Annotated in this window: 17 protein-coding genes; 1 reads left to right on the top strand and 16 read right to left on the bottom strand. The window is 42.4% G+C overall.

Annotated elements, in window-relative coordinates; all coding sequences use genetic code 11:
* Positions 1-3: 3 nt before the first annotated feature.
* From ACLHG7_RS04045 to ACLHG7_RS04055, 3 genes are all read right to left on the bottom strand, one after another.
* The gene (locus ACLHG7_RS04045; RefSeq protein WP_410209775.1) at positions 4-417 is read right to left on the bottom strand and encodes a hypothetical protein; all 414 of its coding nucleotides are present in this window, start codon (positions 415-417) and stop codon (positions 4-6) included.
* Entirely contained in the window at positions 418-1206 is a 789-nt protein-coding gene (locus ACLHG7_RS04050; protein WP_410209776.1) for a DNA polymerase beta superfamily protein, read from the bottom strand.
* A gap of 66 nt (positions 1207-1272) precedes the next feature.
* On the bottom strand, positions 1273-1623 hold the full coding sequence (locus ACLHG7_RS04055; RefSeq protein ID WP_410209777.1) for a lysozyme inhibitor LprI family protein: 351 nt from the start codon (positions 1621-1623) through the stop codon (positions 1273-1275).
* Between the two features lie 206 nt (positions 1624-1829).
* Here ACLHG7_RS04055 and ACLHG7_RS04060 point away from each other — a divergent pair, with 206 nt between their 5' ends.
* Positions 1830-2375, top strand: coding sequence for a hypothetical protein (locus ACLHG7_RS04060; RefSeq protein WP_410209778.1), 546 nt, complete (start codon positions 1830-1832; stop codon positions 2373-2375).
* A gap of 64 nt (positions 2376-2439) precedes the next feature.
* On the opposite strand, the gene ACLHG7_RS04065 is transcribed toward ACLHG7_RS04060, so the two are convergent.
* The 13 genes from ACLHG7_RS04065 to ACLHG7_RS04125 all read right to left on the bottom strand — a co-directional run bounded on the left by ACLHG7_RS04065 (position 2440) and on the right by ACLHG7_RS04125 (position 18139).
* The gene (locus tag ACLHG7_RS04065) at positions 2440-3354 is read right to left on the bottom strand and encodes a metal-dependent hydrolase (RefSeq protein WP_410209779.1); all 915 of its coding nucleotides are present in this window, start codon (positions 3352-3354) and stop codon (positions 2440-2442) included.
* Between the two features lie 260 nt (positions 3355-3614).
* Positions 3615-4316 (bottom strand): sugar transferase, encoded by a 702-nt coding sequence (locus tag ACLHG7_RS04070; RefSeq protein WP_410209780.1) that lies wholly within the window; start codon positions 4314-4316, stop codon positions 3615-3617.
* Between the two features lie 90 nt (positions 4317-4406).
* The gene (locus tag ACLHG7_RS04075) at positions 4407-4817 is read right to left on the bottom strand and encodes a GtrA family protein (RefSeq protein ID WP_410209781.1); all 411 of its coding nucleotides are present in this window, start codon (positions 4815-4817) and stop codon (positions 4407-4409) included.
* Positions 4814-6115 carry an NAD(P)/FAD-dependent oxidoreductase gene (locus ACLHG7_RS04080; protein WP_410209782.1) on the bottom strand — a complete coding sequence of 434 codons (1302 nt, stop codon included), beginning with the start codon at positions 6113-6115 and terminating at the stop codon, positions 4814-4816. Before ACLHG7_RS04080 ends, ACLHG7_RS04075 begins: the two co-directional genes overlap by 4 nt.
* 1 nt (position 6116) lies before the next feature.
* Complete coding sequence (locus tag ACLHG7_RS04085; RefSeq protein ID WP_410209783.1) at positions 6117-7052, bottom strand: NAD-dependent epimerase/dehydratase family protein; 936 nt, start codon at positions 7050-7052, stop codon at positions 6117-6119.
* Positions 7053-7069: 17 nt separating this feature from the next.
* The gene (locus ACLHG7_RS04090) at positions 7070-8569 is read right to left on the bottom strand and encodes a hypothetical protein (RefSeq protein ID WP_410209784.1); all 1500 of its coding nucleotides are present in this window, start codon (positions 8567-8569) and stop codon (positions 7070-7072) included.
* Positions 8570-8630: 61 nt separating this feature from the next.
* Positions 8631-9389 carry an SDR family oxidoreductase gene (locus ACLHG7_RS04095; protein WP_410209785.1) on the bottom strand — a complete coding sequence of 253 codons (759 nt, stop codon included), beginning with the start codon at positions 9387-9389 and terminating at the stop codon, positions 8631-8633.
* Positions 9386-10720 carry an FAD-binding protein gene (locus ACLHG7_RS04100; RefSeq protein WP_410209786.1) on the bottom strand — a complete coding sequence of 445 codons (1335 nt, stop codon included), beginning with the start codon at positions 10718-10720 and terminating at the stop codon, positions 9386-9388. The genes ACLHG7_RS04095 and ACLHG7_RS04100 overlap by 4 nt, the downstream gene beginning before the upstream one ends.
* Entirely contained in the window at positions 10713-12170 is a 1458-nt protein-coding gene (locus ACLHG7_RS04105) for a UbiA family prenyltransferase (RefSeq protein ID WP_410209787.1), read from the bottom strand. The genes ACLHG7_RS04100 and ACLHG7_RS04105 overlap by 8 nt, the downstream gene beginning before the upstream one ends.
* Entirely contained in the window at positions 12157-13437 is a 1281-nt protein-coding gene (locus ACLHG7_RS04110; RefSeq protein WP_410209788.1) for an oligosaccharide flippase family protein, read from the bottom strand. Before ACLHG7_RS04110 ends, ACLHG7_RS04105 begins: the two co-directional genes overlap by 14 nt.
* A gap of 259 nt (positions 13438-13696) precedes the next feature.
* Complete coding sequence (locus tag ACLHG7_RS04115; RefSeq protein WP_410209789.1) at positions 13697-15601, bottom strand: glycosyltransferase family 2 protein; 1905 nt, start codon at positions 15599-15601, stop codon at positions 13697-13699.
* A 40-nt stretch (positions 15602-15641) separates the two neighbouring features.
* Positions 15642-16808 (bottom strand): hypothetical protein, encoded by a 1167-nt coding sequence (locus ACLHG7_RS04120; RefSeq protein ID WP_410209790.1) that lies wholly within the window; start codon positions 16806-16808, stop codon positions 15642-15644.
* A complete protein-coding gene (locus ACLHG7_RS04125; RefSeq protein ID WP_410209791.1) occupies positions 16808-18139 on the bottom strand; it encodes a hypothetical protein in 1332 nt (443 codons plus the stop codon). The genes ACLHG7_RS04120 and ACLHG7_RS04125 overlap by 1 nt, the downstream gene beginning before the upstream one ends.
* Positions 18140-18186: the final 47 nt, after the last annotated feature.

Raw genomic sequence — 18186 nt, forward strand, 5'->3', positions numbered from 1 at the left:
TGTTTAGTATTGAATTTTACGTTCATGTTCTGTGTGATTTAGATACAAGATATCAATCACTGTTGCCTCAGCAACAAGCCATGGCCCTTCTACAAAATAGCCCTTCGTTCCAATTTTAATGCGTCTACGATGTTCTGATCTCATCCCATTGAACAAGATAAACATGTCTGCGAACCCTTGCCGAGGAGCAATTTCTTGAGCGGAGTAGATGAGCCCATTTTCATCGACGAATCGAGGGTGAATCCCAAATGTCGATATCGAAGAAGGGGATTTAGCGCCTTCCTCATAATAATCTTCCGCATATATCCAGTCAGAGCGATAACCTTGTAAGGGCAGAAGATTACGTCCACCTTCCTCAGTAGTGAAGAAACGATAAGTTACTCTAAAATCAGGTAAGCGCTCTATAATTTCCATCATTTATGCCTCATCCGAAATTGCCCGAAACACCTTATTTAGTGCCGGCATCGCCATCAGATTCATCGCGGAATCTGAAAAGCCTTCCAACCGAACAAGCTCTTGCTCAATAAAATGCTGCAAAACTGGAAAAGGTTTTTGCTCCGCTTTTTCACTGGCTTGGCGCTTATATTCCAGCAATACATCAATTGCCGTTTGCACTTCTACGTCATCAAGAACGGTGCGCAGGCGATCAAATTCAATCGGTGCGACCGTGCCATACTGTTCCAGCCAACGCACTGCAAGTAAAGGGCGTAAGACGTAGAGATACTTCTTCAGTTTGACCGTTTCACCACGTAAGAATTGTTGATAGTTCGACTTTGCCGAGCTGCGATAGTGGTAGATGCCTTTGGCAATCGAATAATACTGATCAAGCATGTGCAGTGCTTGTGTTTGGAAGCTGCCTTGCTGGCTATAAATAATCGGAGAATGTAGCCATTCGACAATCCCTGGATTTGATTTTGCTAAGAGTCGCAGTGCTTTACGCAAATCCCAGCCATTCAAATCAATGTCATCAACGATCGGATACTCAATCACATCGCGTTGATCTTCCACATCAATCGAGAGATACCACTCACGCGGCCTGACATAGATAAAACGAATGTCGTAGTCACTATCCGGCGAGTGAAAGCCCCAAGCTCGGCTGCCTGATTCGATTGCCCATAGAATGCGGACATTGTGCTCTGATTCAACGTTTTTAAGCCGTTCAAGGATTTCGAAATAGATGTCTTGTGGTATAGCCGGGTGGAACATGAAGTCGATTCGCTCATGAGATATTGATTTCTCTCGATCATACCGATTTTTACCATCCGCTTAAACTTAAAATGGCCCCCGACTATAAATTCCCCCAAGCTCTTGATTCAGTTCATCGATACGCTGTGCATAGGCACTGCGCAAACAACGCAGATTGGCTTTGCATTGATGGCGATCTTTGAGCCATTCGACTTGTCGGTCCTGCATGGCACCGCGGCTACCCATCGCCATGAGATGCCCTGATACTTCAAAAAGCGTTGTCATTTTGACATCTTGCTTCTGCAGTTCGACACTGCGGCAGATGGCTCGCTCATCGGGCAAACGGGCTTTGCTACAATTGATGCTATCGGCATAGGCTGCGGAACTGCCGCAAATTGCACATAGGCTGATGAATAACAGACGAGTTGACGTCAACATGAGGTTACCTCAGCAGTGAAGAGAATAGATGGCTTGAGTGTATCGAGACTCAGTTAGCGATACTAATTTATTTCGGCAAAGAATGATCAGCATTTTGTTAATTCAATAGTATGTCCGCGCCCGTTTTACTATACTCAAGCGACTTTTTAGGCTGACCATGACTGATGATGATAACCCGCAGTAGATCTTATTTTGTATATGCATTCATGATGATGCTGTACATCCCTGCGGGACATGCTGCGGTAGATACGGAAACCTTAGGCAATACCATCGATGTACTGAGTGCGATTGTGAAAGTAGCCACCGCAGGTCAGAAACCCGGAGATGTAGGTATCAGCCCGAGCGAAGAACAGCGCGTCATGATTATCAATGAAATCGCTAAGGGTGCAGGTAATGCTAGCAATACCATCAAGCAGACCATTATCGATACCCAGTCCTCTTTGCAAAGCATTTTAGAGTCAGCATCCTGTTCACGCGAAAATACGGAGTCTGTGATTGCTGCCAATCAATTTATCACCAGTGATGAGGGCACTAAAACATCGAATTTCCCGATTAATACGCAGAAAAATGTATGTGCCAATGTCGTTCGTATTGATCAATGGAAAATGCCGCAGCCAGATGTTCTTGAGTTTGCTGCGTTGTTTAGACTTGAACATACACAACAGGCTAAGTCGTGGCGATTTAGTCTGAAGCGCATGGAAAGTGGTGCGTGGTCGTTACAATCCCGCACGCTAGATATCAATAAAAATTAAGATTGGCAATCATAAAAAAGCATCGTCAAACGATGCTTTTCTTTTATGGTAATGACTTAACGATTTAAACTTTTCGCGCAGCAAGAATACCTTGTGAACGTGCGATATAGTCTAAAGCTTGTTGAGTATCACCTTCCGTAATCGGATGGAAATTTTTGGGAACCCAGCGCAGAGTGGCTTTTACCAGCAGACTGAACGTGGGTAGATGATCGGTTTTCTTGCCCACTTTTTCGAGTTGCCAGAGCATTTTAAGCATCGATTTGCGTGCGATCGCTTGTGCTCTGGGATCAGGATCTTGCCCGGCCAGATAACGGCAGCCATCAACCAAGAAATAGACAAAGAGTGGGAAAACAATCGCCATCAATGCTTGTCGGCTGACATAGAAGCCTAATTCAGTCTTGCACAGGTGCTCAAACAAATCAAAAGCGACCGTACGATGTTCCACTTCTTCAGCCAAATGCCAGCGGAATAAATCGGCAATCACAGGGTCAGCATCATCCCAGCCTTTGCTGTCCAGAGACCATTGACCCAGAATGCCCGTGAAATGTTCAATCGCGGCAATCACACCGACTCGTGCCATAAGCCAGAATTTCTCGGTGCATTCATTTTGCAAGAATTTTAAGCCAAAGGGCTGCTCACCCAGTACTTGACCAAATAAAACATTGACGCGCTCAAGATAGTCTTCTAATTGATAGCCATGATCGCGTAAGAAATCGAGAGCGCCGCTATGCGCACGGGAGTGCACCGCTTCTTGGCGGATAAAACCTTGAACTTCTTCGCGAAGCTTCACATCAGTGACCAAGGGCAGCGCTTTGTTGTAGACGCGGCAAAACCAGAGCTCGCCTAAGGGCAGCAGCATGTTAATCCCATTGATCATGTGCGATGAATAAACGTCGTCATAGATCCAATGTGCGGGTGATTGTTCAAAGTTAAATTGTACTTTGCGTGCTTTGAGCGGGTGTTGAATAGCAATGTTCATACGAATAAATCCACGAATTTAATGTCTAAATCGTATTGGGTGATCGATTGTAAGGTATTAGTTCGATTGCCTGTAAGCAATAGCTTACTAATGTGTAGGCTTTTGGCGTGATGGCGTCATACTAAATGCCAAAAAAGCACTCGTCAATAGCATTTGATGCCAGGGGTGGGGAAGTGATTTGTGATAATATGCCAGTCAGAAATTGAGATAAATCGCAGCGTTTACCGATCAAATGACTAAACTTTAGGGATTAAATGTCGTTAGACGACATCATTTTTTATCGACGAATGTTCGTGCATGATGACGCGAATCGAGTTCATCTTGGACATGTCCGATGGACAACTAATCAATGGCATGTGATGACGTAAGAGAATTTTGAGACCTGTCCAGACAAAAACTTTCATATCAAAGATAAAAGACTGCTGAACCAAGTGTCTCACGCGTAAACGATTCTTCTCGGGCAGAATGATTTCAAAATAAGTTTTTAACGGGTCACTGGATTCTGCCAGTAAACGTTCTTCCTGCATATAAAGCAACGAAGCAAGATCTGTCATGCCAGGTCGATGGGCAAAAATAATGACTTTGGCTTCATCATCATAATGAGGCAAGTGACTTACAACTTCTGGGCGAGGGCCGACGATACTCATATCGCCTTTAAGGACATTGAGCAGTTGAGGAATCTCATCCAGTTTAGTTTTACGCAGCACTCGCCCAACACCCGTGATACGGTGATCACTGCTGGCCGTGATATTCAGGCCCTGAGTATCATGACGCATGGTTCTGAACTTAATGATATAAAACGGTTTTTCGAAACGTCCTGTGCGTGCTTGACGGAAAAAGACTGGCCCAGGACTTTCAAATTTGATCAACAAAGCGACTACCAATGCAACAGGCAACAATGCAATGGTCAGCACAAAGGCAACCGTTACATCGAATACGCGTTTTATAGCTTGGTAGTACATGGAATCTCACTTAAGGTGCTCATAGGCAGCTTAATTATAATTGTCTATGCAAGGTAAAGATACGCTAGTCATTGTACTAATCAGTATGATTTATCTAAACGTAAAGAATCGATGACCAAAATAACTGGTCATCGCTGGCACAAGAACACCAATCAAATGGGCCGCAGCCTCTGGTGCATAGGTCATACTGATAGCAGGAAAGACCCAGCGCACCAGTGCGATGCTGATCAGCAAGGTTTGGGATACCGCAAGGATATTCACAATAATGAATTTGAAAATCTGCGGACCCAAGTGATGTGACTGGCGATAAAAAACGTGGCGGCGCATCAAAATAAATGCGACGACCATGCCGACCAAATAGGCTAGGACAATGGCCTGTTCGTAACTGACCCATATATTAAAGATAAACCGTGAACCATAATTGGCTGCGGCTGCAACCCCTCCTGCAAGCAGGAACTTGAGGAAACGGGGCTGAAAAAAGAAGGCTAAAGTCTTTTTCATGATGTTGAATCATCAGTTGTCGCCATTTTCGCCATATTACGGCCAAAACCGATACTTTCAGAAATACCCCGATCTTCTGGATAATAGTAAGAGGTATCTGCGACCCAAAGACCTTGAATAGGAAGTGCAACAGGAGGAAGTTTTTTCAAGTACTCTGGCTCACAAATAGGTTGTGCGTAGCGATAGCGACTGGCACGTATATCGATAAAGTCGTTATCCGTAAGCTCAGGGTTAATTTTTTTCAAATAAGTACGAACTTTATCTAGGAATGCAGAGTCAGGTTCGCTGAATTTTTCATGCTCTCCCGGCATATAAAAAGGCACATAGACTACATGCTGTTCGAGAGGTCGTAAGTTACTGTATTCAACTAAGCCCGGGATATCCATCTCCGGGTCATTGGTATTGAGCCAGAAGTTTTCGGTGACGGCTTTTTTGAGTTTCGCAATGACACAAACAACGGCGATATTTTTCTTGGCATTGAATGCTGTTAAAAGATGTTCCGGTAAATCCGGCATGATGCGAGCAACATAAGGTAAGGGAATGGTACTGACGACCTTGTCAAATGCTTCAAATTGCTCTAAGTATTCAACACCTTTAATCACGCCATCTTCAATGACAACTTTTGATACTGGTGTTTTTAAATGAATGATGCCACCTTTCGCCTCTATCGCAGATTTCATGCCTTGTAGCAATGTTTCAGATCCACCGTCCAGATAACCCAGCTTTTCACGAAATAAGCTATAGCGTGAACGTCCAATCCGGTGGATACGACTCCATATCCATGCCGCAGAGAGATTACCGACATAATCATAGAACTTATAATCAAAGAGGCGGCGCCAAAGTACTTCATAGGCTTCCGCACCAACCCAGCCTTTGATCCAAGCCGAAGCCTCAACATTGTCTAGAGGTTGCCAGTCATCGCGTTTGGTTGATAGAAAGGCATGGAGTCCATAGCGTAGTTTTGCAGTCAGGCTAAGACCTTTGAATTGCAACAGTGCGAGTGGATTTCCCCACGCCTGTAACTGGTTTTGATACCAGTAGCCCATTTTGGTTTCCACCCAATGCATTTTACTGGATAAGCCCAGTTCTTCCAGCATCTGCAAGAAGGCATAATCAGAAATACAGTGAAAATGGTAATAGCGTTCAATCGATAGGCCATTAAAGTCAAATGCCGCGGTCATGCCACCCACACGATCATCGGCTTCGAAGACAACGGGTTGATGTCCTTCATGCGCGAGTTGATAAGCCACAGCGAGGCCCATGGGACCCGCACCGAGTACTGCGATACGTTGGCTCATCTTAAAACTCCAAAATGACTTTGCTATACACCGGGTCATTGAAGGTTTCTTCAATGGCAGCGGCAAAGGGTGTGTATTGAACTCCAAAGATACCCGGCCAATCAATGACCTCAAACTCGTCTTTCGCGGTTAATGCGGCAAGCTGCTGTGTGGTAAAGGGTGGGTTTTTATCGAATATTGCCCAAATCGCCAGTAAGCTATAAAACAAGCTATAAGGAATCTTGATAATTTTTGCTTTGGCATGTGTTGCTTTTTTGATTTGTCGAATAATATCAATATAATCAATATATTCATGGCCAGAAATGTTGTATGTCCCTGCAGTAATACGTTTTTCTATACAACTGATAATGACATTACAAAAATCACCGACGTACAGGGGTTGACGCATATAGCGACCATGCCCGGGAATCGGGAAAACGGGGACTTTGCTCATGAAGCGGGATAACCATCCTAAGTGCTTACGATCAAACCAACCAAACATCAATGTCGGGCGCAGAATAGGACACGGAATACCGCTCTCGATCACCATTTTTTCTTGTGCTTTTTTACTTTCGGTATAATAGTCCTCAGCAACAGATTCTACGACCGATGAGCTGATATGAATCAGAGTCGGAATTTGATTAGATTTAATCTCATTTAAAATATGTTCTGTCGCACTGACATTGTTACGAATAAAGTCTTCGTTGTCATTCCCGCCAATCTGAGCCTGCAACATGACCACAACATCCGCACCGACAAAATGCTGACGCCATGATCCCAGTTCTGCAAGATCCACATATTCGACGGTGATATCCGGATGTACTTGTTTGAGTACTGCAAGATTGGCTTCGTGTTTATCCAGTACCACGATATTGCGATAGCCTTTGGCTTTTAATCGTGCAACTAAATTCTGGCCGACAAGTCCTGCGCCGCCAGGAAGGATTACTTTTTCTTGCATTAAATCTTACTCAGTTGTTAAAGAGACGATCGTTTATCGCGACGTAATAAAATAAAAAAGAGGGTCAATAGTAGGGACATGAATCCAGCCCATAAGAATACCCAATAATGGCTGAGTAATGCGGAAACGAAATCGTCTAGTCTTCCTAATTTTTTGGTTTTTAATGAAGCTATATCAGAAGGCAGGATGGAGCGAATGCTCGCTTTGTTCAGAATCATTGCCAAACGATCTGCATCGGGATAGGGAATACTAAATAGCGGCTTATTTCTAAGATTATCCATATCACCCGTCGCAATATAACGGCTTGTATTGATCTGCTGTTCCAAGCCTTTTTGGTATAAAAAGGCTGCACCGTGAAGAGAGGGTGCCCGAGTGTTGATCAAAGCAAGTAATATGATAATGGCCCAAATCGCAACACTGATTATGCCTAAACGGCGGTGAGCTGGCTTTATAATTTTTAAAAAGGATAGTAAACATATAAAATTGATCAAGATTAAAATGGCGTATAAATCAAGATAGCGGGGTGCCAAAGGTCCTTCATGTCGTCCATAAGCAATACTGGCGGATTGGATTGCAGCCCACATTACTGTACCAAACAAAAACCACTTCGTGTCTTCTGATGGAGGGCGTCGCCAAAGCATATAGCTGATAAATATGATAGCTGGCGCATTGATGAATAGGGCATAAGTGCCGAACTGATCAAGAGGCCAAGATAAAATCGTGAAGAGGGCCCTAAAAAATTGTTCTGGGGAGTGAGCTTTCAGCAAAACATGATTTGGAACAAGAGGTGTGTAACAGACGCCTACAGTAAAGATGATCATAAACATTAAGATAGCAAAAAGCTGTGATGAATCACGTCTTAACTTTAATAAAAATACGATGATACCGACGCCTGCAGCCGCAGCAATTGCAAAAACCCCCGATGCCAATGAGAAATAGGCGAATCCACCCGATATCAAGCCAATCCACCAATTCTTTGAAAAAGGAGGTTTGGTGATTGTTAGCCATAAGGTCGATATGCTGAAAAATAAGACAAAGTAAAATTGAGCCTGAAATCCAGCCAACGTGTTTTCATAGGCATAGGGAGTCGAGAATAAAATGAGGCTAAATGCTAAAACAGGGAGTAAGTATTTTTGTCCAATAACTTTGAGCATTTGGATGATGATAAAAAGGAGTACCGTGATATGGAGTACGGCATTAATCACCATTTGTAATAATGGATTCCAAACGCCATTAGTTTTTAGTTCTGCTAGCGACAACAATCGAGTGGTAAAAATGCGATGTTCATTATGTGCTGCGAATAAATCCTGAAAACGGAGTGTTCCTTCTAAAAAAGGAGCATAAAGATTCGCTGCTTCTCCATCCCATTGATCCCAAAAAGGTGTGGGATTCCCGTAATGATCAATCAGCCAAAGTTTCGCTCCGAACAACAGCAAGATAAAAGCAACAACTGCGAATAGTCGTGAAAGTCGTTCAAATGTGTATGTGCGAATGGGCTCAACTTTATGAAATATCATGATGTCCACATTTGAGAAAATTGACTTGAATGCTGAAGAGGGCAATAGAGGGTTTATATTTTTATAAGCTCATCCGTTTAAATATCATTGTTGGTATGTGCTTAATAATAAACATAATAATAGCCCAAAATCCTGGGGTGTAGATGACATTTTTACGATGAGTAATCGCATTTTGGATATTCCATGCGACAGATTCAGGTGTTGCCGTCAGTTTTTCAGGGAGATTAAGTTCTGCCGTCATTGGTGTTGCAACAAAACCAGGTTTGATCAGCAGGATGTGCACGCCTTTTTTAAATAAACGTGCGCGTAATCCGGATGTGAAGGATTCCAGAGCTGCTTTTGCAGAACCATACAGATAGTTACTGCCTCGACCTCGGTCACCCGCAACCGAGCCAATTACAGCGATTACGCCATGACCTTGTTTTTCAAATTTGTTTGCGAGGATAGTGAGGCACGCAATTACACTTTCTGCATTAGTACGAAATTCGCGGATTGCGTAATTGAGGTCGGTCTCAGCCCGTGCTTGATCCGGCAAGGTGCCGTGTGCAATTAGAGCCACGTCGATAGATCCAAATACTGACCAAGCTTGCTCGACCATCTCAGGGATAAGGCTATATTCATTGGCATCCAACACAAAGTGCTGTACATCGCGAGCCCCGCGTGCGATTAAATCTGAGGAGATAATGGTGAGTTTTTCTGAGTTGCGTGCAACGAGAAACAAGTTTGCGCCTGTTGACGCATAGCGCCGTGCAACCGCTTCTGCAATGCCTGATGTTGCGCCAATAATTAAAATATTTTGACGTGAAGTAATGGGATTCATTGAGTAACTCGTTGCCAGAATTGAGAAAGAAGTTTAGGGTCACGTATGGCTTCGATGGTGCTCCACTGCGGATATGCTTTTTGGAAGTGTGCAGCACTCATATGCGCATCTTTTGCAGGATATAAGCGCCCACCAGCCTCATGCACTAGTGCATCAAGACGATTAAATAATAGCGTATTTTTTTGATCATGCTGTGGAAAGTCTAATGCCAAAGATACGCCATGCAACGGAAATGACAAAAGACCTGGAGAGACGATGTCTCCGCATTGTTTCAAGACTGCGAGGAAAGAACCTGTACCACTTTTTGCAATCTCTTGCATGATGCCGGCAATGACCGCTTGTCCATCTTGTTCAGGTATGACGCATTGATACTGTTGGAATCCGGCACGGCCATACATCCGATTCCATTGCTTGATTCCATCCAGTGGATAAAAAAATGGATCATAATTGACGCGGCTATCAATTCTTTCTTGTAGCTGTCTATGATAATACAACGTATTAAAGGCGCGTAAACTGAGCGAATTAACAAGCGAAAAAGGGGGATCAAAAGGCATTTTGAATCCTTTGGATGGCGCCAGTTTCAAATCGGTATGGCTATATGGAGCTTCATCTTTTAGTGCATGATTTCCTGCAATAAAGTGACCGCGTCCTGCGTGTTGGCCTGTTGCCAAACAGTCTACCCAAGCAACCGTGTATTCATGACTCTGGTCATGTGATGCGGAAAGCTGAAAAAAATCTTGTAATCTGCCAAAGCGAATACTGGTTTGATTGATATTGCTTGTTACTACAGGACGAAGTTGAAATTCAACGGCGACAATGACCCCAGTCAGGCCCAAGCCGCCAATGGTTGCAGCAAACAAGTTCGGTCTGATCTGACGTGAACATTCGAGCATGCCTTCATCGCTGCGATATAGAAATAATCGCAAAACATGTCGACCAAAGGTACCCATGACGTGGTGGTTTTTGCCATGAACATCATTCGCGACTGCGCCGCCTAAGCTTACATATTTTGTGCCTGGCGTAACTGGCAGAAACCAGCCGCGAGGGAGAGCAATTTGAATGATATCCGCAAAGGATAGGCCTGCTTGCGCAAGAATGACGCCTGTTTTCCAGTCTGCAGCTAGGATCCGATTCATACCTTGAGTCATGATGACGTGATTGCTTGCGGCCAAGCAGGAGTCACCATAGCTACGTCCCATACCATAGGGTAAACTTGTTGCGTGACTATCAACAATACCGCTCAACGCAGGTGCGACGTCATCTGCCCAGTAAACAGCCTGAGGATGCTGAGGATGGTGTGGATAACGTCCCCACGAAAGCAGATCAGCCATAGATTGCTGCCAGATAGAATACCAGTATAAAGGCAACCACCATAATGCGACTAACTTTATCACGTAGGGCGAAGACGATTGGATCGTCATTCATTTGCCCCCGATGAGCAAGTAACCAGACCCGACTAATCCAGAACAATAATAAGGGGCAAGTCACCCACAGCCATTTCTGTGAATGGTAGAGCAATCCAGTCGTCGGTTCATTGATATATAAAGCTAAAACAAGTACTGAGATGTAGCCGGATGCACTACCTAGCGAAGCAAGCATCTCAAAGTCGGTCGGGTAGTAGCCACGGCCTGAGGTTTTATCCAGTAAACCCTTACTACGTGCATGGAATAGTTCCGTGTAGCGTTTAACAAAAGCTAGGCTTAGAAAAATAAATAAGCAGAATGTGAGTACCCAGAATGTCGTGCCCAATGCCATCGCAGCGCCGCCAGCAACCACTCGGACACTGTAAAGCAGTGCTAAAGAGACTACATCTATCATGACGATGCGCTTGAGCCAAAACGAATAGGCCATTGTCAGTAAATAATAGCCTAGCAAATATAGCGTAAACTTAATGGGGAGTAGCCAAAGCGCCAAAGCAAATGAAATTGCCAGCAATATTGGAATTAGAACAATCGCATGTAGCATTGGAAATGCGCCTGACGCCAAAGGGCGAGCATTTTTACTAACATGCAGGCGATCATCTTGGATATCCAATAAGTCATTAAGTAGATAGACGCTTGAGGCACAGAGTCCAAAACATAGAAAAGCGGTGAGGCCGATTTCGATCAGAGGGATTTCAAGAAAGCGGTGCGAAGCGAGCAATGGCAAGAAAATAAGTACGTTTTTAGCCCACTGATGCATACGTATCGCTTTGCGGGCACTTCTCAAATAGTTTGGTCGATCATCGAAGATTTGACCCATGGTATTGCCATGGATTTCATGAATCCTATTTGCGGCTTTAAGTACACCAAACTCTGGATTAGCCACATGAATTGTTGATGATGATTCCCAAACGGCTAAATCAGCTTTTGCATTACCAACGTATTCAAAGCCATGCTGACCATACTTTTCTACGAGCGCATGACGTTTATTGGACGAGGATAGGTTGATATTTTCCGTACCTAAAACGTCATCGAAAATATCTAAATGTGCCGCTATGGATCTGGCAAGACGAATATCTGATGCAGTTGCGAGGACAAGGAAAGCGCCTTGACTTCGGCGCTCTTTAAGCCAGTTTAACAAAATCTTGTTATAGGGTAGGGAGCTTGTCAATGGGCTGACGACATCAGCAAGCTGTTTTTTTAGAACAACTTTACCTTTGAAGAGCCAGACGATGAGCGAAAAGAACCTGAGTGGATAAAGGCGTAGAAATAAAAAAATACTTTCAACCAGCAAATCAGAACGAATAAGTGTGCCATCTAAGTCGACAATTAGCGCAGTTTTACTATTAGGATTCTGCATTGCTTACGGACCCCGTCCTAGCATTAAAAAATTGATGGCTAACGTGATTAAAAACGAGCATGGATGTGCAGAAAATGAAAAATTCAACAAGAATGACTGAACAAATCCCCCCCCAAATTCCCCAAAGTATAACAGCGAGAGGAAATAAAATTAAATGTATAACTAATGAACAAAACATGATGATTGCACAGTATTTACCATGGTGTGTTGAAACTAAAAATTGTGTGCCGAATACATTAACCAGAGCAGCCATAATGGGCAATACCGCAAAAGCTTGTAAATAATGTATGGCTGGTGCGAAAGCCTCTCCAAAAAGTAATAAGATGATAACTTTAGCAAATAATGTCATTCCTATCGCTGCGATAACCCCTAAACCCAACTGAAGGTAAAGACCGCGTTTCAACTCTATGCGGAAAGCATTTAAATCTGAACGTTTTGAGGATAGTCTGGAAAGAAACAATGTGGTTAGCGGCGATGAAATGGCTAGCGCTGCATTTTTTATCCGTTCAGCCGCGATGTATAAGCCCGAAGCTGCAGGTCCTAGTATCGCACCCATAATGAGTGGTGCCGAAACTAAGGTTAGATTATAAGAAATACTTTGGATAAATATGGACCAACCATGTTGAATTAAGAGTTTTTCTTGAGCTTCGTTTTTCTCGTTTGTTCTGTTAATTAATCCAATATATCTCGCCATAGCCCAAGCCCCGATACTCCATAAGGCATAGCAACATGCATAAGATAATGCTGCAGTTGAGGCTGTTGGGAAGAAGTATAGGCTGATCCACGTCACAGGCAGAATAAGCCATCTCGTTAAAACCGTCCACCATGCATAACTGCGTAATGATTCAGCCGCATAAAAAACCCATTCATGTTGAAATAGTGTGCAGAGTCCTAATATGACTGCACTTAATGCTCCGAGCCATCCTACAGGAGTCAAAAGGATCAACCCCAAACTGACTAAAATCGCAACGGGTAAGAAAATGAATATTTTGAGTTTAAGGATGGATTGGGCGAGTTGCGAGCGTAATTTGATGTCGTATGGATGGTGACCTGCTAATGCAAGCGCAGCTTGTGAGAAACCATATTCACAGAAAACAGCAATGATCTGTCCTCCTGCGATCATCATGGCATACAACCCCATGCCATGAACACCAAGAATAGGCGTGATCAACGGGAAAACCAGAACGGGGACTAAATAATTGGAAGCCTGTTGGAACAGACCGAATCCAATACTCTGTCGAAGACGGGCACGAGGGGGAGCGCTCATGTTTTGTGCTGATACTCTCTATACTGGCCAAGTTGGAATCAGTTAGTACCTTAGCCATTATTAACCAACATAACGAGTCTTAGGTTGCCTATACTAAAATAATAAAATCAAAAACATACATCTAAAATTTAATAACATCCAGATCAAAAGACCTTTGCAGAACTAAATTTGTCAGCGTATTGCCTGTAAACATAAATAAAAAAATAAAAGCCATCTATAGAAATATACATATTAAATTTCCAGAATTTATAAGATATCTTTAATTGATAGGATCAAGTCTGGGTGGCCACGCGAGGCTAAAATCCTCGTGCTCTAACGTTAGATTAGGGTTGTAAGCAGGATCATTGAGGAAAAAAGTGGCCCATTTTTTCTTCACATATTCGCTTTCTTTAATGAAAGTGTATGGATATTCGTAAGAGTTGTAGCTCGTTTGCAACTCGGATTCATGGTAATACATTTCTGCGTAAGGTGTCCAAACATTGCGATAACCCATAGATCGAGCTCTTAAGCATAGGTCTATATCGGTGCAAGAGCTTTGCAAATTGACGTCATCTAAGCCACCTAAAGCTGTAAAAACGCTTTTCTGTATTGAGAAGCAGTCACCAGAGACAGCAGAAAATCCAGAAATAACGGCCATGCGTCCTATATATCCATTGCTGCTGCGAGAGAACCCTTTGTGTGCATGACCGATCCATCCATCAATGCCTAGAATAATGCCACTATGCTGTGAGTGATGATTCGGGTACCAAAGTTGCGTACCGACTATACCCACTTCGGATTGAATTGCGACAGAGACCATTTCGGTTAGCCATAGGGGCGAAATCACACTGATATTAGTATTGATAAATGTGATGACATCGCCTTGGGCTTGTAGAGCCGTTTCATTATTGAGCTTTGCATGGTTAGTATTTTTTGTATAAGAAATAATACGCACATGACCATTTTTTTGCACATGTTCAAGATATTTTCTGACGGAAGTATCTTTAATCTCATTGTCTATGATTAGTATTTCATAGTTGTGATAAGTTGTTTTATTTAAGATGCTTTGAACACATTGACGAACTAGCGCTAATTCACTGTTAATGTTAACAATAATACTAACGAGCGGTAGTCTCTCAGGCAAACCATATTGAATGCGATATCCATTTTGTTCAAAAGTGGCCTTGGCATTAACTTTTTGCCGAGAAAAATGCTCATTTAAAGCACGTTCGCCTGCGCTAATTGCATAAGGTTTGCTTTCTAACGATTTTGATGTGCTATCCGAATGGACGCGCCAGTGATAAAGCAAGCGTGGGATATGTTGAATCTGATTGGGCCGAATGTGCTCAATACAACGTAACGTCAAATCGTAATCTTGAGCACCTTCAAAGCCTGTCCTGAATCCGCCAATTTTGTGAATTAGGCTTGTTCGATATGCACCTAAGTGACAAAACATGTTATGTGAATAGAACAGATCTTGATTCCAATCACATTTGAAATAAGGGACTGATCTATTGCCATACTCATCAAGTTTATCTTCATCTGAGTAAATAAGTTGTACTTCAGGGTAATTCAGAATCGTATCGACAATCCAAAATAAGGCATGCGCTGAGAGTACATCATCATGGTCGAGCAGAACGACCCATTCGCCGCTTGCTAATGACAGGGCTTTATTCGATGCTGTTGAAATGTGCCCATTTTGCTCGCAAAAAATCACTTTAATGCGTTTGTCTTGCTCAGCATATGATTTGAGAGTGGGATAAATAAACTCTTGATTACTCGAGGCATCATCTGCAATACAGAGTTCCCAGTTAGGATAAATTTGTTGTATTACTGAATCTATTGCTTCTTTTAACCACTCTGGTTTCGAGTTATAGGTAGGCATGACGATAGAAATTAATGGTAATCTAATGAAATTATTAATTTTAGATGCCAATAATTGTTTGATTTCAGGTGTGACTGTGTCGTAACGCTTCACCCATTCGGTGTAGTCATTGCGATCAAAATGGTCTGAGCCAATAGTCGGGTCAGGAAGACATTGTGCATAAATCAATTTGAGTCCGTACCATACCCCAGAAAATCCATTTCGGCGGTATAGTCGAATCACTTTTTTTATCACACCCGCAAAACCACCACCGAGATGGAGTGTGATAGAAAAAAATCTAAACAATTTATTGAATGGCATGTATAACAATTTTAACCATTGGTTTGAAATCTGACATTGATCAATCGATACCTAATGCCGCGAGAATAGTTTGCCGTTGATAAAGCCAAGCATATTTGTTACGTGCATCGTTGTAGGCAACGGTTGCCATTTCATCATAGGCATCTATATTCGAGATTGCATAACGAATGCTAGAGACCCATTGATGTGATTGTGCAATATAGCCGTTAACCTTATCCTGAATCGCATTCCCATAGGTGAACGTGGGCGATGCAATACTGAGAGTGCCTACAATCGCGGACTCAAAATATTTCAATTCGGATTTGCAGTTGGTGAAGACATTGGTTTGTAGAGGCATTAGATTAAACTCTACACTAGCAATGAGTCGTTGCAAATTAACATAATCATGGAAAGGGTAACGCATAATTCTACTGCCAAAGCCTTTCAATGCTTCGCCTGCATCAATATAACCTACCAAGAGTAGATCTATTCTTGGGTCACTTTCCATGACCTCAGCCAAAGCGGATGTCACTAAAGCGTAGTCTAAATTATGAGATGGTGATCCACTAAAATAACCTAAGGTAATTCGATCATTGCGAGCAAAATTAAGCGATTTTTTACTCGCAAAAATTTTGTCGGATAACGTGAGTTGCTCATTATTAATAAAGTTTGGGACGATTGAGACGGGTTGTCCTGTGAACTCATGAATTCTGGCTGCAAGAGAGCTATTGGTTGTAATGGCGCCATCACAAAACCGAAGCGTTTCCCCCAGCCTGCCAATAGATGCGAACCAATCATCCCATACTTCGGGTTTTTCGGCATCTTGATCAAGTGTATTAATCACAAGGTGTGCGAAGCGAGTGTTAAAAACAAAATCATCAATATCAAATAGCACACGCTTATTACGAACTTTAAATTTAGTGATAAGCTGGTTGATTTTATGATTATATCGAGATCTACAAATTACCAATAAGTCAGCAGTATCTGCAATTAAATCGAAATATTGCCAATCCTCAAGGAAAAAGTAGCTGGCTGATACATCTTGGATATCCCCGGCATTCAGAACCTGAGCCATATTATATGCGCGATAACGAAAAGTACTGTTATTGGCACTCTCATAAAAGTAGGCGACTTTACGATTCCCAATGTTAAGTGTTTGCATTCGTTCAATGAATGGGAGATTCCATGGGTCAGTATATTCAGCGGGGGCTTGTTCAATGATAAACATTATGAGGTTGCCCCTACTAAATCTTCAATGGTATCTCGAAATGCAACTTCCCAATCGGTAAGCAATTTATTTGCACTATAGTTTTTATGACGTTGTACTGAATCGGTTGCTAGGCTGATAGCCTGTTTGAGTGCGATAACCAGAGCGTCGCGTTCTAAATCAGCACAGATGATATTTTCAGAGTAATTAGAGAGATTCTGTTTATTACCATAGCGATTGGTTACGACGACAGCACCGCTGGCCGCTAAATCTAATGGTGGATAGCTCGGGTGAGGCGTGTACATCAGGCTTAATCCAAGGTCAACAGTTGCGATGAACTGTGCGTATTCTGACCAAGTTAAGTTTTCATATTTAATAGGGGCGTATCCTGAGCTAAAGATAATGTCAGGGATATCTTTGCCTACAAAGTATATCTCCCATTTATTTGTGTCTATAACCCCCTGCGATATAGCTTTTTCAAAAACATCAATTCCCAGATTAAACAAATTTCTAGGATTGTTTGGGCGGGCATAAAAGAAGAGCTTGAGCTTTTGGGGTTGAGCCAGTGTCGGATTTTTTGGGGAAAAAACATTTTTTGGGAACGCTGGTTCAAACCAGTGACCTTTTTCTTGAATATTTTTCAATCCATTTTGGGTCAAATGATTAAACAGGAGTTCAGTATTAATTAAGAAGCGAATATCTTTGTTTTGCAGGATCGCTTCGCATTTATACCGTTCATCGCCAAATGGATAAAACATTCTTTCATCTTCTTGCAATAAGTAAATAATCGATTTGGGATGAATACTCGGAATGGTGGCGGCTGTGGTCCACCATGATGTTGTAATGAATAAATCGTCTTTAAAGACGTCTACTTCATATTTTTGATCATAAAAAGCTGCAAATTGAAAGAGGGTTTCATGTTTTAATTTGACGTCATATAAAGAAAGGAATTTTTCTACATTTTGAGGCTGCGCTCGCTCTGTTCGGGTGATGACACGTAATTGACCGTTTAAACGATTAGCCAACTGGGCTGCATAAATGAGTGCAGTCCCCACTCCACCAAATAAATGATTATTGCTGATACTGTCGGTGATTATGCTTATTCGTAGTGTGGGTACCGATGTGATTACAAATGTGCGTAAAGGCGTTAACGCGTCCAATCGAGGCTTAATTGTACTCAGACTATTGCTTGATTCATTATTGACAAGTTGCTCAGCTTTCGCTATTAGTTGATTTTGCTGTGCTTGAAGATGTGATTTAATTTTGAGCAAAATGATTCTATACAAAGCCTTATTGCCATGAAGACGTCTATAACTTATTACCTTTCTAAGTAAATCAATATATTTATACATCATAACCTCTAAAAAATTCAATATTCAAAAATAACTTTTTAATAAAC

It is taken from the genome of Aquirhabdus sp. (assembly GCF_046462495.1).
Classification (GTDB): Bacteria; Pseudomonadota; Gammaproteobacteria; order Pseudomonadales; family Moraxellaceae; genus Aquirhabdus.